This window comes from Streptomyces sp. P5F9 (assembly GCF_057961495.1).
In genome coordinates this window covers 28,736-47,581 of the sequence record NZ_JBXVPZ010000024.1, presented here as the reverse complement: position 1 = coordinate 47,581, position 18,846 = coordinate 28,736, and the positions used below count along the sequence as shown (strand labels likewise).

At 71.6% G+C, this 18,846-nt stretch carries 23 protein-coding genes; 19 read left to right on the top strand and 4 right to left on the bottom strand.

Going from position 1 to position 18,846, the window contains the following annotated elements:
* The first annotated feature begins 81 nt into the window (after positions 1 to 81).
* From AC31A1_RS07245 to AC31A1_RS07235, 3 genes are read left to right on the top strand one after another with little or no spacing between them, the layout of a single operon-like run.
* Entirely contained in the window at positions 82 to 1,002 is a 921-nt protein-coding gene (locus AC31A1_RS07245; protein ID WP_489652420.1) for a phosphotransferase, read from the top strand.
* Positions 999 to 2,900 carry an ATP-binding cassette domain-containing protein gene (locus AC31A1_RS07240; RefSeq protein WP_489652419.1) on the top strand — a complete coding sequence of 634 codons (1,902 nt, stop codon included), beginning with the start codon at positions 999 to 1,001 and terminating at the stop codon, positions 2,898 to 2,900. Before AC31A1_RS07245 ends, AC31A1_RS07240 begins: the two co-directional genes overlap by 4 nt.
* A 28-nt stretch (positions 2,901 to 2,928) precedes the next feature.
* Positions 2,929 to 3,987, top strand: a complete 1,059-nt coding sequence (locus AC31A1_RS07235) for a bifunctional class I SAM-dependent methyltransferase/NUDIX hydrolase (protein WP_489652418.1) — start codon at positions 2,929 to 2,931, stop codon at positions 3,985 to 3,987.
* 607 nt (positions 3,988 to 4,594) lie between these two features.
* Here AC31A1_RS07235 and AC31A1_RS07230 read toward each other — a convergent pair.
* A complete protein-coding gene (locus tag AC31A1_RS07230; RefSeq protein ID WP_489652417.1) occupies positions 4,595 to 4,981 on the bottom strand; it encodes an ArsR/SmtB family transcription factor in 387 nt (128 codons plus the stop codon).
* 94 nt (positions 4,982 to 5,075) lie between these two features.
* On the opposite strand from AC31A1_RS07230, the gene AC31A1_RS07225 reads away from it, so the two are divergent.
* Positions 5,076 to 7,052: a heavy metal translocating P-type ATPase gene (locus tag AC31A1_RS07225; RefSeq protein WP_489652416.1), complete on the top strand. Its 1,977-nt coding sequence runs from the start codon at positions 5,076 to 5,078 to the stop codon at positions 7,050 to 7,052.
* A 35-nt stretch (positions 7,053 to 7,087) separates the two neighbouring features.
* Here the strand turns inward: AC31A1_RS07225 and AC31A1_RS07220 are convergent, their stop codons facing one another.
* Together AC31A1_RS07220 and AC31A1_RS07215 are read right to left on the bottom strand one after the other, a co-directional pair.
* Positions 7,088 to 7,816 carry a cation efflux transmembrane domain-containing protein gene (locus AC31A1_RS07220; RefSeq protein ID WP_489652415.1) on the bottom strand — a complete coding sequence of 243 codons (729 nt, stop codon included), beginning with the start codon at positions 7,814 to 7,816 and terminating at the stop codon, positions 7,088 to 7,090.
* Positions 7,816 to 8,151: an ArsR/SmtB family transcription factor gene (locus AC31A1_RS07215; RefSeq protein WP_489652414.1), complete on the bottom strand. Its 336-nt coding sequence runs from the start codon at positions 8,149 to 8,151 to the stop codon at positions 7,816 to 7,818. Before AC31A1_RS07215 ends, AC31A1_RS07220 begins: the two co-directional genes overlap by 1 nt.
* Before the next feature lie 144 nt (positions 8,152 to 8,295).
* Between AC31A1_RS07215 and AC31A1_RS07210 the strand changes: the two genes are divergently transcribed.
* The 8 genes from AC31A1_RS07210 (at position 8,296) to AC31A1_RS07175 (ending at position 12,660) form a co-directional block, all read left to right on the top strand.
* The gene (locus AC31A1_RS07210; RefSeq protein ID WP_489652413.1) at positions 8,296 to 8,769 is read left to right on the top strand and encodes a Fur family transcriptional regulator; all 474 of its coding nucleotides are present in this window, start codon (positions 8,296 to 8,298) and stop codon (positions 8,767 to 8,769) included.
* Between the two features lie 8 nt (positions 8,770 to 8,777).
* On the top strand, positions 8,778 to 8,996 hold the full coding sequence (locus AC31A1_RS07205) for a hypothetical protein (RefSeq protein WP_489652412.1): 219 nt from the start codon (positions 8,778 to 8,780) through the stop codon (positions 8,994 to 8,996).
* Between the two features lie 9 nt (positions 8,997 to 9,005).
* Entirely contained in the window at positions 9,006 to 10,022 is a 1,017-nt protein-coding gene (locus tag AC31A1_RS07200; protein ID WP_489652411.1) for a CobW family GTP-binding protein, read from the top strand.
* On the top strand, positions 10,019 to 11,044 hold the full coding sequence (locus tag AC31A1_RS07195) for a WD40 repeat domain-containing protein (RefSeq protein WP_489652410.1): 1,026 nt from the start codon (positions 10,019 to 10,021) through the stop codon (positions 11,042 to 11,044). Before AC31A1_RS07200 ends, AC31A1_RS07195 begins: the two co-directional genes overlap by 4 nt.
* A gap of 17 nt (positions 11,045 to 11,061) precedes the next feature.
* Positions 11,062 to 11,484: a (2Fe-2S) ferredoxin domain-containing protein gene (locus tag AC31A1_RS07190; protein ID WP_489652422.1), complete on the top strand. Its 423-nt coding sequence runs from the start codon at positions 11,062 to 11,064 to the stop codon at positions 11,482 to 11,484.
* Positions 11,471 to 11,839: an ArsR/SmtB family transcription factor gene (locus AC31A1_RS07185; protein WP_489652409.1), complete on the top strand. Its 369-nt coding sequence runs from the start codon at positions 11,471 to 11,473 to the stop codon at positions 11,837 to 11,839. Before AC31A1_RS07190 ends, AC31A1_RS07185 begins: the two co-directional genes overlap by 14 nt.
* A 137-nt stretch (positions 11,840 to 11,976) precedes the next feature.
* Complete coding sequence (locus AC31A1_RS07180; protein ID WP_489652408.1) at positions 11,977 to 12,279, top strand: hypothetical protein; 303 nt, start codon at positions 11,977 to 11,979, stop codon at positions 12,277 to 12,279.
* A 60-nt stretch (positions 12,280 to 12,339) separates the two neighbouring features.
* Positions 12,340 to 12,660 carry an ArsR/SmtB family transcription factor gene (locus AC31A1_RS07175; protein ID WP_489652407.1) on the top strand — a complete coding sequence of 107 codons (321 nt, stop codon included), beginning with the start codon at positions 12,340 to 12,342 and terminating at the stop codon, positions 12,658 to 12,660.
* A 4-nt stretch (positions 12,661 to 12,664) separates the two neighbouring features.
* Here AC31A1_RS07175 and AC31A1_RS07170 read toward each other — a convergent pair whose 3' ends face one another.
* Complete coding sequence (locus AC31A1_RS07170; protein ID WP_489652406.1) at positions 12,665 to 12,805, bottom strand: hypothetical protein; 141 nt, start codon at positions 12,803 to 12,805, stop codon at positions 12,665 to 12,667.
* Between the two features lie 370 nt (positions 12,806 to 13,175).
* Between AC31A1_RS07170 and AC31A1_RS07165 the strand changes: the two genes are divergently transcribed.
* The 7 genes from AC31A1_RS07165 (at position 13,176) to AC31A1_RS07135 (ending at position 18,790) form a co-directional block, all read left to right on the top strand.
* Positions 13,176 to 14,135 (top strand): ATP-binding protein, encoded by a 960-nt coding sequence (locus tag AC31A1_RS07165; RefSeq protein WP_489652405.1) that lies wholly within the window; start codon positions 13,176 to 13,178, stop codon positions 14,133 to 14,135.
* A gap of 70 nt (positions 14,136 to 14,205) precedes the next feature.
* A complete protein-coding gene (locus AC31A1_RS07160) occupies positions 14,206 to 14,598 on the top strand; it encodes an SCO5389 family protein (protein ID WP_489652404.1) in 393 nt (130 codons plus the stop codon).
* 158 nt (positions 14,599 to 14,756) lie between these two features.
* The gene (locus tag AC31A1_RS07155) at positions 14,757 to 15,719 is read left to right on the top strand and encodes a metal ABC transporter solute-binding protein, Zn/Mn family (RefSeq protein WP_489652403.1); all 963 of its coding nucleotides are present in this window, start codon (positions 14,757 to 14,759) and stop codon (positions 15,717 to 15,719) included.
* On the top strand, positions 15,716 to 16,636 hold the full coding sequence (locus AC31A1_RS07150; protein WP_489652402.1) for a metal ABC transporter ATP-binding protein: 921 nt from the start codon (positions 15,716 to 15,718) through the stop codon (positions 16,634 to 16,636). The genes AC31A1_RS07155 and AC31A1_RS07150 overlap by 4 nt, the downstream gene beginning before the upstream one ends.
* Complete coding sequence (locus AC31A1_RS07145) at positions 16,633 to 17,538, top strand: metal ABC transporter permease (protein WP_489652401.1); 906 nt, start codon at positions 16,633 to 16,635, stop codon at positions 17,536 to 17,538. Before AC31A1_RS07150 ends, AC31A1_RS07145 begins: the two co-directional genes overlap by 4 nt.
* The gene (locus AC31A1_RS07140) at positions 17,535 to 18,374 is read left to right on the top strand and encodes a metal ABC transporter permease (protein WP_489652400.1); all 840 of its coding nucleotides are present in this window, start codon (positions 17,535 to 17,537) and stop codon (positions 18,372 to 18,374) included. Before AC31A1_RS07145 ends, AC31A1_RS07140 begins: the two co-directional genes overlap by 4 nt.
* On the top strand, positions 18,374 to 18,790 hold the full coding sequence (locus AC31A1_RS07135) for a Fur family transcriptional regulator (RefSeq protein WP_489652399.1): 417 nt from the start codon (positions 18,374 to 18,376) through the stop codon (positions 18,788 to 18,790). The genes AC31A1_RS07140 and AC31A1_RS07135 overlap by 1 nt, the downstream gene beginning before the upstream one ends.
* The last annotated feature ends 56 nt before the right edge of the window (positions 18,791 to 18,846 follow it).

Genomic DNA, 18,846 nt, shown 5'->3' with positions numbered 1-18,846 from the left:
GCTCCCGCCCGCGCTGCACGAGGTTGACGCCACGGCCGCCGCCGACGCGGATACGTCACGACGCGCACCGAGGTGGGGGGCATGACCGGAGCGACCACACTGCCGGACCCCGTCCGGGCCTGGGCCGAATCCGTCATCGGCCCCCTCACCTGCCTCGACGACACCTCCGCCGCCCACTCCTCACGCGTATGGGAGGTGACGACACGACCGGAGAGCGGCAGCGGACAGCGCTTCTGCGTGAAACTCGCCGCCTCCTCCCTCGCCTTCACCCGCGAGACCCTCGCCCACCGGCACGCCGTGTCCTACCTCGGCCCCGGCCGCGCACCCCGCCTCACCGCGACCTCGGCCCAGCACCTCGCCCTGCTCATGACCGCCCTCCCCGGCACCCCGCTGAGCGGCCTCAGGACGACCGGTCCCGCGCTGGAGACCGTCCACCGCAAGGCAGGCGCCCTCGTCGCCCAACTGCACCAGGCCGGGAAACTGACCCCCGCGGCACGCGAGGAAGCGGCACAGGCACTGCGCCGCACCGCCGACAGCGCCGAGCGGAGCGTCCACGCGTCGGGCGACCAAATGCCCACCGCGGAACGGGAGTTCGTGCTGGCCCGCGCCGCCGAACTGCGCACCGTGGGGCGGGTCCCGCTCGGCTACATCCACGGCAACCTGGACGAGCACACCCTGCGGTGGTCCGGCACCCGGGAACCCCTCGCGCTGACCGCCTTCGAGCGCGCCCGGTTCGCCCCCGTCGTCCAGGACTTCGTCCCCCTGGCCTGCGGACCCTGGGCCCAACAACCCCGCCTGAGAACCGCGTTCTTCACCGGCTACGGCCGCCGCCTCATCCCGGAGGAGAAGCGCGCCCTGTTCTGCCTGACCGCGCTGCACGGGGCCGGTGCTCGGGCGGCTGGCACGGGAGCCGTCGGGGAAGGCTGCCGTATGACTCACCTTGAACACCGCCTGTCCGAACGGCAGTTGACGCCCCGCCGCGCCGAGAGCACGGCCCGATGAGCGCCGGGACGACCGGCCCGGCACCGCTGCCCGGGACCGCCTCGCGTGTGCCGCCACCCCAGCCCGCCGAGATCCGCTACGAGGGCCGGCACGCCCAGAACCCGTTGGCCGAGGCCGAGTTCGGGAAGCTGTGCGCGCGCCTGCCCTCCGTGCTCGCGCAGACCGCGCGGATGGCGTGGGCCATCGACCGGTCCGCCGTGCTGCTGCTGGCCGGCTGCCAACTGGCCGTCGGCGCCGCCGCCGTGGTGCTGCTGCTGTCCACCGCGCGGGCGATGCGCTCGGTGCTGGCCGCCGGGCCCGTGAGCGACCGGCTGCATCAGGCACTGCCCGCGCTGCTGGTCATCGCCGTCGCGGCGGCGGTCGGCCGGGTCGCGAGCGCGTTGTCCTCGTACGCGGACGGACGGATCACCCCGCGCCTGACCACGGCGGCGGACAGTTCCCTCGTCGAGGCGGTGTGCCGGGTGGAGGCCGCCGCGCGCGCCGAGGACGGGTTCGCGGACCGGCAGGAGGCCGCGGAGATGGGGGTGATCCGGGGCCATGTGATGGTGCAGGACGCCACGCGTTTCACCGCCGCCGTGGTCCGGATGGTCAGCGCGAGCGGGGTGCTGTCCGTGCTGCACCCGTTGATGCTGCCCCTGTTGCTGCTCGCGGTCGTGCCCGCCGGCGTGGGCGCGATCCTGCACGCGAAGGTCCAGTACGAGACGCACTACGCCAACATCGGCGACCGCAACGTCCGCCAGAACATGCGGGGTTGGGTGACCAGCCCGAAGTTCTCCGACGAGATCCGCGCCAACGGCATGGTCCCCTACCTCGGGTTCTGGCACCGTACGATCTCCGAACGCATCGACCGCCGGGTCCTGGACGTGGCACCGCGCATGCTGCGGATCGTGCTGGCCAGTTCGGCGATCGGCGGTGTCTTCCTCATCGCGACCTGGGCCGCGCTCGCCTGGCTCGCCGCCACCGGACGCGTCGAACCCGCCATCGCCGCCACGGCGGTCGTCGCCGTCCAGACCACCCTCGCCGCACTCGGCCAGCTCGTCATCTACGGCGCCGCGATGTTCCACACCGCCCTCTACCTCGCCGACCTGGAGGGCTTCCTCGCCTTCGCCGCCCAACGCGCCCCGAGGCGAGGGGAGTTGGGGCCGGGTGAGCCGGTGGAGGAGATCCGGCTCGACGAGGCCGTCTACTGCTACCCGGGCAAGGAGATCCCGGCGGTGGCCGGGGTCTCGCTGACCGTGCGACGCGGGGAGATCCTCGCCGTGGTCGGCGAGAACGGTTCCGGGAAGTCCACGCTGACCCGGCTCCTCGCGGGCATCTTCCTCGCCGACAAGGGCACGGTCAGCTGGAACGGGCACGACCTCGCCGGCCTCGCCCCCGACAGGCTGTGGGAGTTGGCGGGACTGGTGCCGCAGAATTTCGCCCAGTGGCCCCTCAACGTCCGCGACAACGTCACCCTCGGCCAGCCCCGCACCGGGGACGACCTGCTGGTGTGGGAGGCGCTGGACGCCGTAGGACTGCGGGAGGCGGTGGAGGAACTCCCGTACGGACTCGACACGTTGCTCGCCCGCGAGCTGTGGGGCGGTACCGAACTGTCCGGCGGGCAGTGGCAGCGGCTGGCGTGTGCGCGGGCCCTGTACCGGCAGCCGGACCTGCTGATCCTGGACGAGCCGACCAGCCAGATGGACGCCCGCGGAGAACACGCCATCCTCGAACGGATCAAGGCGATCGCCGCCCGCCGCATGACGATCGTCGTCACCCACCAACTGGTCAACACGAAGATCGCCGACCGGGTCGTGGTCATGCGGCACGGCCGCATCGCCGAACAGGGTACGTACGACGAACTCGCCCATGGCGGCGGCCTGTTCGCCGAACTCCTGGCGCTGTCGAACGACCGCTGACCGATGACCACCTCGCAGGGAGAACCCCGTGACCGACGCATGGGACGCGCACTACGCCGGCGGCAACACCTTCAGCCCGCTCCGTGACTCCGAACGCGCGCTGCTCGCCGAGCACGCACCGGCCCCCGAGGGCGGCGGACACGCCCTGGACGTCGGCTGCGGGCTGGGTGAACTCGCCCGCCATCTGGCCGAGTCGGGGTACGAGGTCGACGCCGTCGACTTCGCGCCCGCCGCTCTCGCCCGCGCCGAGGCCCAGCCCTCCGCCAACTCGGCGGTGAAATACCGCCTGTTGGACATCGAGCACGACAGCCTCGACGCCCTGCCGCATCCCGCCTACGACCTGATCACCTTCCGCCTCAGCTGGGCCTTCGTCCACGACCGCACCCGCGTGATGAACCGGCTGCGCGAGCGGCTGCGCCCGGGGGGTGTCGTCTGCGTCATCACGCCCGTTGCGGAGGAGGCGGCGGACAGCAGGCGCTCCATCGCCCTCGACGACGAGGAGCTCCGCGCGCTGTACGGGAGTTGGGCGGCGGCCGAGCGGTACGACGCCGACGGCCTCGCATTCGTCGTCCTGCGCGGGCCCGCCCCCGCGGCCCTCACCTGCGCGGGCAAGAAGCGGCCGTCACCGCACGCCCTCACCGGTGCCGGAGTCGTCGTCACCGACTCGGCGGGGCGGATCCTGCTGGGCTGGTCGGTGCGCGGGGTCTGGGAGCTGCCCGGCGGCAAGAACGACGCCGGCGAGGGATTTCTGGAGGCGGGTGTAAGGGAGTTGGAGGAGGAGACCGGCCTGAAGGCGGACCCGATCCCGGGAGGGGCGCGGCTGCTGGCCCTCCTGATGGACTCCACGCACGGCATGCCCCGGCTGACGGGCGCCGTCCGCGTCACCGCCTGGACCGGTCAACCGGCCGTCACCGAACCGCAGTTGATCCACCGCTGGGAGTGGCACGAGGCCGCCGACCTGCCGACCCTGGCGCAGCCGCTGTTCACGCCGAGCGCGCATGTCATCGACACGGTCTGGCCGGGGTTGCTGCCCGGCCTGCCACCTGTCCACCGGTATCCGATCGCTCCGGCCGCGGATCCGGCGTAAGACACTGTTCCGCTTTGCCCCCGTCTGTTCTAGGCTCCAGGGAGGGAAGAACGGGACCGGGACCATGTACGTCGTACGTCCGGAACCGGTGCATCTCCCCGCCCAGGCTCCCAGCCCCCGAGCCGGAATCGAGACCGGCCGGAGCCGCATCGCCGGAGTGCGCGGCTCCCGCTCCGTTCTCCCGGCAGTTCCGACGGGGTGCTCCCACCAGACCCGCCGCCGTGGAGGACACGCGCGAGGAAACGGTGGAGGGGGGCCTCTCATCCTCGTGGCCACGGCCGCCGCCGCCCCACAGCGGCGGCGGCCGTCCGGAAGCCCAGGACCTGCTGGACGAACAACTCGTGCTGCTCTGCTCCCACTTGGCCAGGCGGTCACCTGGACGCCGATGGTCTGGTCGGTCACGGCGACCTCGCGTTCCCGGTCGCCCAGCCGGTCGAGGCGGATGCGGGCCTCGGCGGTCTCCGGCCGGCGCGGGACCGTACCGTCGCCGCCCTGGGTGACCCGGGCGATGGGCTGCTCAGGGCCTGCTTCCTCAGCACTCGACGATGTTCACAGCCGGCCCACGCCGGGCGCGCCACCAAGCTCCTCGATGACCGGCGCGCCGGTCTCAGTCCGCGGTGACGGGCTCGGGCAGTTCGGCCGGTAGGTCGCGGACGCCCAGGCGCAGGTGCTCGACGTGGTACAGGGCCTGGTCGAGGAGTTCGGCGACGTGGTTGTCGTAGAGGGCGTAGATGATCGAGCGCCCGTGCCGTTCGCGGGTCACCAGGCCGAGGTTGCGCAGCAGGCGCAGTTGGTGGGAGCAGGCGGAGGCTTCCATGCCGACGGCGTCGGCGAGGTCGCCGACCGAGCAGGGGCCCTCCTGGAGCCGGGCCAGGATGTGCAGCCGGGAGGGGGTGGCGAGGGCCTGGAGGGTGGCGGCGACGTCGGCGGTGCCGACCGCGTCGAGCCGCTCGCGCGTGGTGGCACTGCTGGTGGCGTCGGTTCCGTGGCCCATGTGTCCATCCTACCCATGACAACTGAAGACCTGTTCAGATGTTCCTGTATGGTGGGAGCTGTTGCCCCGTCCGCCCGTGAAGGGTTGTTTTGTCATGTCTTCTGTCCTGGATCGACGGCCCGCACCGGCCGCCGCGGGTCCGCGACCGACCCTTCCGCGGCGCCGCACCCGCATCCTGGTGCTGCCGGAAGCCCGTTGGGCGCTCGCGGCGCTGCTGCTGTTCCTGCTCGCCATGCCGCTGTACCTGCTGGGCGCCCCGGCCTGGTCGTGGGCTCCGCTGTTCGCCGCGACCTACGTCACCGGCGGCTGGGACCCGGGCTGGGAGGGGCTGAAGGCCCTCAAGGACAAGACGTTGGACGTGGACCTGCTGATGGTCGTCGCGGCGCTCGGCGCCGCCGCGATCGGCCAGGTCCTCGACGGCGCGCTGCTGATCGTCATCTTCGCCACCTCCGGCGCCCTGGAGGCCATCGCCACCGCGCGGACCGCGGACTCCGTGCGCGGCCTCCTCGACCTCGCCCCCACCACGGCGACCCGCCTCCTGCCCGACGGCACCGAGGAGAGCGTCGAGGCTGAACGGCTCACGGTGGGAGACATCGTCCTGGTCCGGCCTGGTGAACGCGTCGGCGCCGACGGTCAGGTCCTCGACGGGGCCAGTGACGTCGACCAGGCCACCATCACCGGTGAGCCGCTGCCGGTGGCCAAGCAGGTCGGGGACGAGGTGTTCGCCGGGACCGTCAACGGCACCGGCGCCCTGCGCGTACGCGTCGAGCGCGATCCGGCGGACTCGGTGATCGCCCGGATCGTGAGGATGGTCGAGGAAGCCTCCGAGACCAAGGCGCCCACACAGCTGTTCATCGAGAAGATCGAGCAGCGCTACTCCGTGGGCATGGTCCTCGCGACCCTCGCCGTCTTCGCCGTCCCGCTCGTCTTCGGCGAGGAACTGAGGCCGGCCCTGCTGCGGGCCATGACGTTCATGATCGTCGCCTCGCCGTGCGCGGTGGTGCTCTCCACCATGCCGCCGCTGCTGTCCGCGATCGCCAACGCGGGACGGCACGGCGTCCTCGCGAAGTCCGCCGTCGTGATGGAACGCCTCGGGCAGATCGACACCGTCGCGCTGGACAAGACCGGCACCCTGACCGAGGGCACCCCCCGCCTCACCGACATCCGCCCCCTGCCCGGCAGCGGCCTGGACGAGGACGCCCTGCACCGGCTCGCCGCCTCGGCCGAGCACCCCAGCGAACACCCCCTGGCCCGCGCCGTCGTGACGGCCGCCCGCGAACGCGGCCTGCCCCTGGCCGCCGCCGACGACTTCGCCTCCGTCCCCGGCCAGGGCGTCACCGCCACGATCGACGGCCACACCGTCCAGGTCGGCTCTCCCGCCCGGTTGCCCGCCGCCGGCGCCGACCGGACCTGCGAGAAGGTGGCGGGGGAGTTGGAGGAGGCCGGGCGTACGGCGGTCGTCGTGCTGCGCGACGGTGCGCCGGTGGGGGTACTGGGGATCGCCGACCGGCTGCGGTCGGACGCCGCCGCCACCGTCGCCGCGCTCACCCGCCTGACCGGCCGCACCCCGGTCCTGCTGACCGGCGACAACGAGCGCGCCGCGCGGCACCTGGCCGCCGAGGTCGGCATCACCGAGGTACGCGCCGGCCTGCTGCCCCAGGACAAGGTGGCAGCCGTGCGGGAGTGGGAGGAGCAGGGCCGCAAGGTGCTCGTCGTCGGCGACGGCGTCAACGACGCACCCGCGCTGGCCACCGCCCACACGGGCATCGCCATGGGGAGGGCCGGTTCCGACCTCGCCCTGGAGACCGCCGACGCAGTCGTCGTCCGCGACGAGCTGGCCGCCGTCCCCGCTGTCGTGAAGCTCTCGCGCACTGCCCGCCGCCTGGTCGTCCAGAACCTGGCCATCGCCGGTGTGTTCATCACCGCCCTGGTCGGCTGGGACCTCATCGGCAGTCTCCCGCTGCCCCTCGGCGTCGCCGGGCACGAGGGCTCCACCGTCATCGTCGGCCTCAACGGCCTGCGCCTGCTGCGCGAGGCCGCCTGGTGCGACCCCGCCGAGGACACCGTGTAGTCGTTCTTGCTCCCCATCCTCGGGTCGGCGGCGGGTCAGTTGCAGCAGTCGCACCCGGGACGGCACCCGCACGCGTCGCCCACCTCGACAGCGACATGGGCTTCGGCGGCAGGGACGGCCGAAGCGCCGGACGGCGCGCAACAGCCTTTGCCCTGCCAGGCATCGCGGCCCTCCTTGACGGCGACGCCGGCGATGACGAGGGCGGAGACGGGGTCGGCCCAGGACCAGCCGAGGGTGGCGTTGAGGATCAGGCCGGTCAGGAGCACAGCGGAGAGGTAGGTGCACAGCAGGGTCTGCTTGGAGTCGGCGACCGCGCTGGCGGAGCCGAGTTCGCGGCCCGCGCGGCGCTGGGCGGCGGACAGGAACGGCATCACGGCGAGGGAGAGGGAGGCCAACACGATGCCGGGGACGGAGCGTTCGGCCTCGCCGGATCCGGTGAGGGCGCGTACGGCGTCCGCGGTGACATAGGCGGCGAGCGCGAAGAACGAGACGGCGATGATGCGCAGGGTGGTCTTCTCGCGGGCGTCGCGTACGGCGTGCTCACGGGCGGAGAACTGCCAGGCGACCGCGGCGGCCGAGGAGACCTCGATGACGGAGTCCAGCCCGAAGCCGACCAGGGCGGTGGACGAGGCGAGGGTGCCGGCGGTCAGAGCGACGGCCGCCTCGACGACGTTGTAGGTGATCGTCGCGGCGACCAGCAGACGTATCCGACGGGCCAGCAGATCACGGCGGGCCGGAGGCGGACCGAGGGATATCGCCGTCATCAGCAGCACCCCTTGTCGTCGGCGTCGACGCACGTGCGGTCGGTCTCCACGGCCACCACGGCGGCGCGCAGGTCGTCCAGCGCACGCCCGAGGCGTTCGTCGGCCAGCTCGTAGCGGGTACGGCGGCCGTCCGGCACGGTGACGACCAGGCCGCAGTCGCGCAGGCACGCCAGGTGGTTGGACAGCCGGGTACGGGAGATGCCGAGGGCGTCGGCGAGATCGGCGGGGTAGGCCGGGGCCTCGCGCAGGGCGAGCAGGATGCGGCAGCGGATCGGGTCGGCGAGCGCGCGACCGAACCGCGCCAGCACGTCGATGTCAGAGGCAACGGTCAGCATGACCCAACAGTACAGAGAATGCTGAATTCAGGGAACCATGAATTGCCAGCCCTGCCTGAACCGGCATTCACATGGACATGGATGTCATTTTCATCTACGGTCGGACCGTACCGAAGCGGCGAGCGCTGATGGAGGTGATCCGCTGTGGGTGGGCGGACAACCCGGCAACGAAGGGCGGTTCTGCGCCTATTGACAGGCCGTCAGGACTTCGTGTCGGCCCAGGAGTTGCACGCACTGCTGGTCGCCGAGGCTCAGCCGGTCGGCCTGACCACCGTCTACCGGGCACTGAATGAGCTGGAGGCGGACGGCGGTGTGGATGTCGTACGGGACGAGGCGGGCGGGCGGCTGTACCGGCGGCGGCCCGCCGACGGTCATCGCCACTACCTGATCTGCCGCTGCTGCGGCCGCAGCCGTCCGGTGGAGACCGAGGTCGTCGAGGAGTGGGCCGACCGGATCGCCGCTGACACCGGCTTCGCCGCGGTACGGCACACCGTCGAACTCACCGGCCTGTGCGCCGACTGCGACACCACCGCAGACGAACGAGGAGAGGGGCCGTCGTGCCGCTGGGAGCCCGATCACCGAGGCAGCCGGGGCCGAGCCCGCAGCTGCGCGAGCTGAAGGAGACCGTGCGCCGGCTGCTCGGCCTCGACGAGGACACCGCCGTGATGGTCCGTCAGCTCGCCTGCGCCGAGCCGGGCTGTCCGCCCGTGGAGACGGTCGTCGCCGTACTCCCCATGGACGGCGCGGCCCGCCGCTGGACCCTGCACGCGCCCGCCGAGCGGATCACCGAGGCCGACCTGCGCCGCGTCCTGCTCGCCACCGACCAGGACCAACAGAACGACTAGGAGCCCGAATTGACCACCACAGCGGAACCTCGTGACACGCGCGTGCCCGTCACCGTCCTGACCGGCTTCCTCGGTTCGGGCAAGACGACCCTCCTCAACCGCATCCTCACCGAGCACCACGGCATGCGGATCGCCGTGATCGAGAACGAGTTCGGCGAGGTCGGCATCGACGACGCGCTGGTCGTCGACGCCGAGGAGGAGATCTTCGAAATGAACAACGGCTGCATCTGCTGCACCGTGCGCGGCGACCTCATCCGCATCCTGGGCGCGCTGATGCGCCGGCGCGAGAAGTTCGACCACATCCTCATCGAGACCACCGGGCTCGCCGATCCGGCGCCCGTCGCCCAGACCTTCTTCATGGACGACGAGATCGCCGCCCAGCTGCGCCTGGACGCCATCGTCACCCTAGTCGACACCGCCCACGTGCTCCAGCACCTCGACGAGGTCAAGCCCGAGGGCGTGGAGAACGAGGCCGTCGAGCAGATCGCCTTCGCCGACCGGGTCGTCCTCAACAAGACCGACCTCGCCGACGAGGAGACCATCGGGCACGTGATCCGCCGCGTCCGCGCGATCAACTCAGGCGTGCGCGTCATCCCCGCCCGGCACGCCCGCATCGACCTCCAACAGGTCCTGGACGTAGGCGCGTTCGACCTGGAGCGGGTGCTCGCCGACGACCCGTCCTTCCTCACCGACACCGAGCACCAGCACGACGCCACCGTCACCTCGGTCGGCATCGACCTGCCCGGCGAACTCGACGAGGACAAGCTCAACGCCTGGCTCGGCACACTGCTGCGCACCAAGGGTGTCGACATCTTCCGCTCCAAGGGCATCCTCGCCATCGCCGGGGCACCGAAGCAGTACGTCTTCCAGGGCGTGCACATGCTCCTGGACGGCGAGTTCGGCCGGGACTGGCGGGACGGCGAGGAACGGCGCAACCGGCTCGTCTTCATCGGCCGCAACCTCGACCGCGGGGAACTGGAGCGCGGCTTCGCGGCGTGCCTGGCCACGGCGGGGGCACTCGCGTGAGCACCGCCGTCGACGCTCCGACGGTGTGGGACATCGCCGTCGACGACGCACCCGTCTCCCTCAGCGCACGCGGCGACCTGATCGCCGTCGCCGGGGCCGAGGGCACGGTCCGGGTACTCGATGCGGCCATGGGGGCGGAGTTGGGTTCCCTTGAGCTGCCGGGTGGGGCGCTGTCCGTCCAACTCGCCCCGGATGCCGGTCACTTGGCCGCGACCGGGCCGATGGGCTACGCGCTGTGGCGGCGCACGGGTGGGAGGACGACCGTCCGGGAGTCCGGCGCCTGGTCCGCGGCCGCCGCCTGGGCCGACCCCTCGCGGGTCGCCATCGCCTCCGGACGCCGCGCCCTCGTACTCGACACGGACGGCGCGGAGTTGTGGCGTACGGACCCCGCCGCGTCCACCGTCACCGACCTCGCCTGGATGCGGCAGGGGCGGCGGCTCGCGGTGGCCGCGTACGGGGCGGTGCACGGGCACGAGCGGCACACGCCGAAGCCCGTGGTGACCTACCCGTACGTCGGCTCGCACCTCGCGCTCGCCGTCGCGCCCACCGGCCGCTGGATCTGCAGCGGCAACCAGGACGCGTCCATCCACATCTGGCGTACGCGCGACGCCGGCGAACTGACCATGTCCGGCTACCCGGAGAAGATCTCCCGCCTCGCCTTCGACGACAGCGGATTCTGGCTCGCCGCCGACGGAGCACCGGACATCACCGTCTGGGACTTCTCCGGCAAGGGCCCGGAAGGCACAGCGCCGCGCTCCCTGCGCCGCCACGAGACGATCACGGCACTGGCGTGGCGACCGGGCGCCGGCGGCCAGTTGGCCAGCGGCGGGGACGACGGCACGGTGGCGCTGTGGCACGCCACGGCCGGACGGGCCCAGCAACGCCTGCGCCCTGCACGGGAGTTGACCGGTGACGGCGCGGCCGTCGCCGCCCTCGCCTGGGCCGGACCTCACCTGCTGATCGCCGCGTACCGCAACGGCCGCGTCCGGGCCTACGGCGTCCCCTCCAGGACCGCCCTGTGAGCCCTCGTACGGTGACGATCGGCGCCGCCCTCCCCCAGTCTCGGCTTCGCTCGACCGGGCGGTACCCCCAGCAACCCTGCACCCTGGTCGTCTGCCGGGGCTGCTGCTGCGGCAGCCCCCGCAAGCACCCCGGCACCGACCACGCCTGGCAGCTCGACCGGCTGCGCGCCGGCGCCGCCGAGCACGGCTTCCACGTCCGTACGACGGACTGCCTCGGCCCCTGCGACCAGGCCAACGTCGTCGTCGTCCAGCCCTCCGCCGCCGGACGCCGGGCCGGCGGCCGGGCCGTCTGGATCGGCTTCGCGATGGACGACGACTGCACGGAGGAGATCGTGAACTGGGCGGCGGCCGGCGGACCGGGCGTCGCCCAGCCCCCGGCCACGCTGGAGCTCCAGTTCGTCCGCCCGCCACGCGAGGCCCGGCTCCGTGCACGCCGGTGAGCATCCCGTCGAGGCGGGCGGCCGCGACGTCATCGTGGCCGCCCGCCTCGACGAGGTCACCGCCACCTCGGTGGCCGCCACCCTCCAGGCGCTGGCCACCCCCTCCCGACTGCTGATCCTCACCACCCTGCGCCACTCCGCGCACTCGGTCACCGAACTCGCCGCCGCCGTCGGCATGGAACAGTCCGCCGTCTCCCACCAACTCCGCCTCCTGCGCGCCCTCGGCCTCGTCACCGGGCAACGCGACGGCCGTCGCATCGTCTACCGCCTCTACGACGACCACGTCGCCCAACTCCTCGACCAGGCCGTCCACCACATCGAGCACCTGCGGCTCGGCGCACGCACCCTCGACTGACATCGAACGAGCGAGGCGCCGGGTGCTGCACCTCGACCAATACATGCGTGGATTGCTATATGTTAATGTCGCCATGCATCGCCTGCCGGGCACGGCCGCAGGCACCCTGAAAGCAGAAGCGGAAGCAGGAGTACGACATGACCACCGCCACCGAGCACCGCACGCACGACAGCCACACGCACGTCCACGGCGAGGGCTGCGGCCACGTCGCCGTTCCGCACGGCGACCACACCGACTACGCGCACGGCGGCCACCTCCACAAGGTCCACGAGGACCACGTCGACGAGTGCGCGAGCGTCGGCCACAGTGCCCACGAAGGGCACGACCACCTGCACGGCGAGGGTTGCGGCCATGTCGCCGTTCCGCACGAGGACCACGTCGACTACGTGCACGACGGCCACCGTCACGCCGCCCACGAGGGCCACTGGGACGATCACTGATCCATCCCCGGGCGGCCCTCACCCGGATCGAAAATCATTGTCACTTGCTAATGTATGCATGTGACGACGACTCCCCCCTCCCCGGCAGCTCCCGCGGACGAGCCGATACGCGCCCTGGAGGCCGCGAGTGACCTCCTCAAGGCACTGGCCTCGCCCGTCCGCCTCGGCATCGTGCGAGAGCTGTCCGGGGGCGGAAAGTACGTCCACGAACTGGTCGCCGCCCTCGGGGTGAGCCAGCCGCTGGTCTCCCAGCACCTGCGCGTTCTGCGCAACTCCCGCATCGTGACCGCCCGTCGGCAGGCCCGCGAGATCCAGTACGGCCTCACCGACGACCACGTCGCCCACATCGTGCTGGACGCCATCCGGCACGCGCAGGAGTAGCCCCTCAGTTGAGGCGGGCGACCTGCCACGGAGCGGGGGCCGCGCGGAGCCGCTCGGGCAGCGTGCCGTCGTCGGGCATCCCGCCCCGCAGCCACACCCCGACCGCTTCGGCGTCGGCGACGGTGACGACCGGGCCAATGCGCATGACACCTCCAGTGGGCCTGCGGTCCGCCCCGCACGGTTGCACCGCTGCATGCACTCCGTGGTCGCGACGGCAGTGCAGAACTCTCTCCAGGCACCCGGTGGAGACCATGACGCCGTGCGGGCAGTCTCGAACGGCCCGGCGCAGCACGTCCATCACCTGGTCCGCCGCGCCCCGGCAGGACGAGCAGACGACAAGGGTGAACGGGTGGCTCCGGCGGCCGCGATCCGCGTCGCTCATGTCCGTGGCCTCCTTCGGATTCGGGCTCAACTCACTCCGGCAGCAAGCCATTTGGCGGCGAATGATTTGACACCGCACAGCCGCCTCCTCACTCTATGCTCATGAAATCCATTTCCAACAGGGATGGCTAGACATGCGCGTGGCATTCGTCGGCAAGGGCGGCAGCGGCAAGACGACCCTGTCCGCCCTCTTCTCCCGTCACCTGGCGCGCTCCGGCGCACCGGTCGTCGCCGTAGACGGCGACATCAACCAGCACCTCGCCTACGCGCTCGGTCTCGACGAGGACGAGTTCTTCGCCGCGCCGCCGCTCAGCGCGCGGACCGGCGAGATCAAGGACTACCTCCGCGGCACGAACCCGCGGATCGCCTCCCGCGCCGCCATGGTCAAGACGACCCCGCCCGGGCGCGGCTCCCGCCTGCTGCGGCTGCTGGGCGACGACGAGATCCACGCCCACCACGTCCAGGACGTCGGCGGGGTGGCGCTGATGGTCACCGGGGCCTTCGACGAGAGCGACCTCGGGGTGTCCTGCTACCACTCCAAGCTCGGCGCGGTCGAGCTGTACCTCAACCACCTCGTCGACGGACCCGGCGAGTACGTCGTCGTCGACATGACAGCCGGCGCCGACGCCTTCGCCTCCGGCCTGTTCACCCGCTTCGACATGACCTTCCTGGTCGTCGAACCGACCCGGAAGAGCGTCTCCGTCTACCGCCAGTACCGCGACCACGCCGCCGAGTTCGGCGTGCCGATCGGCGTCGTCGGCAACAAGGTCACCGGCGAGGACGACCTCGCCTTCCTCCGGGAGCACGTCGGCGCCGACCTCGTCGCCCACTGCGAGCAGTCCTCGTTCGTCCGCGCCCAGGAGCAGGGCCGCGCCCCCGGCGAGCTGGAGCCCCACAACGCGCGCACCCTCGACCGGCTGCGCGAGGCCGTCGACGCCCGCCCCAAGGACTGGACCGCCTTCCAGCGGCACGCCGTCGACTTCCACCTGCGCAACGCCACCGCCTGGGCCGACGAGGCCACGGGCCACGACCTCGCCACCCAGGTCGACCCCGACTTCCGGCACGGCCCCGCGGCCCTGGCCGCCTTCGCCTGACCCGGCAGGACCAGCTCCGCAACAGATCCGACAAGCCGCAACAAGCCCCAAAAGACAAGGACTTCCCTACATGTCGCTCGACGTCTCCCCGCAGCTGCTCGCCGAAGCCCAGAACGGTGAGGTGCGGGAAGAGGACTTCGTGGAAACGGTCCGTACATCCCTGCCGTACGCCTACGACCTCGTCGACCGCCTGGTCAGCGAACTGCTGTCCGGTACGGCCGAGTTCACCGACAACCAGACCCCGCCGCCCTCCGAGAAGGAACGCGGCCAGCTGCTGCGCGCCCTGTCCAGCGACGCGATCCGCGGCAGCCTGGAGCGGCACTTCGGCATCGTCCTCGCCTTCCAGAACTGCCACCGCGTGGCCGCCTTCCGCCCCGAGGGCCGCGGCGGCGAGACGTACGCCCGCTTCACCTCTCTGCGCGCCCAGGTCCTCAACCAGTCCCCGGAGTTCCGCGACTGCTGACGCCGCTGCCGCGAGAGTCAAGTATGCGTAATGATTTTCATTTAGATCAGCCGGTTCTCTAGTAGTGACAATCGTTTCCATCTACGGTCGTGAGTGTTCCGCTCCACCGGGCCCTGCCCTGTGTGCGAGGCCCATCAGCCCGTCAAGGAGACCGCGTCGTGCGTACTGCCGGCATCCCGATATCCCGCCCCGCCCGCCTGATCGCCGGCGGCCTGGCCGCCGTCGCGGCGCTGGCCGCCACCAGCGGCTGCTCCACCTCCTCGTCCTCCGACACCGCCGACGCCGGGTCGACCACGGCAGGCAAGACCATCAAGGTCGTGGCCGCGGAGAACTTCTGGGGCAGCATCGCCTCCCAGCTCGGCGGCGACCACGCGCAGGTCAAGAGCATCATCAACAACCCGAACGCCGACCCTCACGACTACGAACCGACCGCCGCCGACGGCCGTCTGGTGGCAGGCGCCCAGTACACGATCGTCAACGGCATCGGCTACGACGCCTGGGCGGACAAGCTGCTGTCCGCCAACCCCGAAAGCGGCCGTACGGACCTGAAGGTCGGCGACCTGGTGGGCATCAAGCCGGGCGGCAACCCGCACCGCTGGTACTCGCCGGACAACGTCCACCAGGTCGTCGAGAAGATCACCGCCGACTACAAGAAGCTGGACCCGGCCGACGCCGCCTACTTCGACGCCCGGAAGACGGCCTTCGAGACCAAGACCCTCGCGCCGTACAACAAGCTGATCGCCGGCATCAAGGCCAAGTACGCGAACACGGCGATCGGCGCCTCGGAGTCCATCGTGACCCCGCTCGCCGAGGGCCTGGGGCTGAAGATGCTCACGCCCGAGTCCTTCCTGGACGCCATCAGCGAGGGCACCGACCCGACGGCCAAGGACAAGCAGACCATCGACCGGCAGATCAGCGAGAAGCAGATCAAGGTCTACGTCTACAACAGCCAGAACGCCACCCCGGACGTGCAGGCCCAGGTCAAGGCCGCCAAGGCCAAGGGCATCCCGGTCGCCACCGTGACCGAGACCCTCACCCCGGCCGGGGCGTCCTTCCAGGCGTGGCAGGTACGGCAGCTGCAGGCTATCGAGAAGGCCCTGGGGCAGGCGACGGGCAGGTGAGCACCGTGAATCCGGCCATCCGGCCGGGCGACACGGCCCGGCACCGCGTCCCCGCACAGCCGGCCGCATCACAGCCGCCGCGTTCCCCGGTCGTGTCGTTGCGCGGCGCCGGTGTGCGCGTCGGCGGCCGCACCCTGTGGTCGGGTGTCGATCTGGAGGTCGGCGCCGGTGAGTTCGTGGCCGTCCTGGGCCCGAACGGGGTCGGCAAGTCGACCCTGGTCAAGATGCTGCTCGGCATCCTGCCTCCGGCCGCCGGTGAGGTCGGCGTGCTGGGCGAGGCGCCCGGAAAGGCCGGTCACCGCGTCGGCTACCTGCCGCAGCGGCGCAGTTTCGACGCGAGCCTGCGCATCCGCGGCACCGACATCGTGCGGCTCGGCCTGGACGGCGACCGCTGGGGCGTACCACTGCCGGTGCCGGCTCGGTTCAGCGCCCGGCGCCGGGCGGCACGGGACCGTATCGCCGAGGTCGTCGACCTGGTCGGAGCGAGCGCGTACGCGCACCGGCCGATCGGTGAGTGCTCGGGCGGGGAGCAGCAGCGGCTGCTGATCGCCCAGGCACTCGTGCGGGACCCCGAACTGCTGCTGCTGGACGAGCCGTTGGACAGTCTCGACCTGTCGCATCAGGGCGCGGTCGCCGCGCTGATCGGGCGGATCTGCCGGGAGGCCGGCGTCAGCGTCGTCATGGTCGCGCACGACGTGAACCCCATCCTCGCGTGGCTGGACCGGGTGGTGTACATCGCCGAGGGCGGTGCCGTCGCGGGCCCACCGCAGGAGGTGATCACCACCGAGACGCTCTCGCGGCTCTACGGCGTGCCGGTGGAGGTGCTGCGCACCAGCGACGGACGCCTGGTGGTCGTCGGCCAGCCCGAGGCGCCCGCCGTCCACACCGACCGGCACGCCGAGGGAGGCGGGTCGTGAACTGGGCTGATACGACGGCCGGTTGGTCGTGGAACCCGATGACCGACCTTCAGCAGATCTGGGCGTTCCCGTTCATGGTCAACGCTTTCCGGGCCGGTACGGTCGTAGCCGTACTGGCCGCCGTGATGGGCTGGTTCATGGTGCTGCGGCGGCAGAGCTTCGCCGGACACACCCTGGCCGTGGTCAGCTTTCCCGGCGCGGCCTGCGCGACGCTGCTCGGCATCAGCGCGGGCTTCGGCTACTTCGCGTTCTGTATCGGCGGCGCCCTGGTGATCGCCGCCATCCCGCGTTCGGGGCAGGGCGGCAGCGGCCAGGAGTCGGCGCTGACCGGCACCGTCCAGGCGTTCCTGCTGGCGTGCGGATTCCTCTTCGTCGCCCTCTACAAAGGGTTCCTCGGCGGGGTCAACTCCCTGTTGTTCGGCAGCTTTCTGGGCATCACCACCGTTCAGGTGACCGTGCTGACGATCGTGGCCGCGGTCGCGCTCGGCGTGCTGGCGGTCATCGGACGGCCGCTGCTGTTCGCCTCCGTCGACGAGAACGTCGCCACCGGACGCGGGGTGCCGGTGCGGGCCCTGTCCGTGGTCTTCCTCGTCCTCCTCGGGGCGGCGACCGCGGAGGCCAGTCAGATCACCGGCACGCTGCTGGTGTTCGCCCTGCTGGTGATGCCGGCCGCGTCCGCGCAGCAGCTCACGGCACGGCCCTCCATCAGCCTGGTGCTCTCGGTGGTGATCGCGATCGCGGTGACCTGGACGGGGCTGATCGCCGCCTACTACTCGCCGTACCCGATCGGTTTCTACGTGACCACATTCGCCTTCGCCGTCTACGTCCTGGCCCGCGCCGGCCGCACCCTCGCGGCTGCCGTCGGCAGGCACCGCATGGTGGGAGCAGGTGCTCTCGCATGAGTGCCTTCACCCACCCCTACTTCGTGCACGCGCTGCTGGCCGGCACCGCGATCGCCCTGGCGGCCGGTCTCGTGGGGTACTTCCTGGTGCTGCGCGCCCAGGTGTTCACCGGCGACGCGCTCAGCCACGTGGCGTTCACCGGGGCGCTCGCCGCCCTCGCACTCGGCTTCGACCTGCGGCTCGGACTGTTCGCGGCCACCGTCCTGTTCGCCGTGGTGCTCGGTGCGCTGGGCCGCCGCGGACGGGCGGACGACGTCGCCATCGGCAGCCTCTTCTCCTGGATCCTGGGCCTGGGCGTCTTCTTCCTCACCCTCTACACCACGTCCCGCAACACGGGGAACGGCACCGCCGGGGTGAACGTCCTCTTCGGGTCGATCTTCGGCCTGTCGGCCGGACAGACGTGGCTCGCGGCCGTCGTCGGAGCCCTCATCTGCCTGTCCGTGCTCGCCGTCGCACGGCCCCTGCTCTTCGCCTCGGTGGACGAGGCGGTGGCGGCGGCCCGTCGGGTGCCGGTACGGCTGCTGGGCCTCGCCTTCCTGATCCTGGTCGGCGCCTGCGCGGCCGAGGCCACCCAGGCGGTCGGGTCGCTGCTGCTCCTGGGTCTGCTCGCCGCACCCGCCGGCGCCGCGCAACGGCTGACCGACCGGCCCTATCACGCCCTGGCCCTGTCCGCGGGACTCGCGGTAGGAGAGATGTGGGCGGGCCTGGCCCTGAGCTACTACGTCTCCCAACTGCCGCCCAGCTTCGCCATCATGGCCGTCGCCACCACCGTCTACGCGGTCGCGCTCCTCGCCGTACGCCGGCCCCACGCCCGCCTCGGTCTCGCGGAGGCGTGATGGGCGCACCGGCCGACGACCTGGACCTCATCGGCCGCCGCACCGCCCAACGGACCAGCGTCGTAAGGGCGTTGATCGACCACGGCGGATTCGTCGGCGCCCGGGCCCTGCACGACGTACTGAGGATTCAAGGCGCGCGGGTGGGCCTCAACACCGTCTACCGCACCCTGGCCGCCCTCGTGGACGCCGGCCGCGCCGACGTCGTACGCGACCGGGGCGGCGAACGCCTCTTCCGCCACCGCCCGTTCCCCGAGCACCAGCACTACCTGCTGTGCCGCGCCTGCGGACTGAGCACCCCGGTCGACTCCGAGGCGGTCGAGACCTGGGCCGAGCGGGTGGCCGACACCTCCGGCTTCGCGGAGGTCGAGCACACCGTCGAACTCACCGGCCTCTGCCCGCAGTGCCGCACGCCGTAGACCGGTGTATCGACCATCACCCCCAGTTGTTAATGGTATCCATTTTCATATAGCTT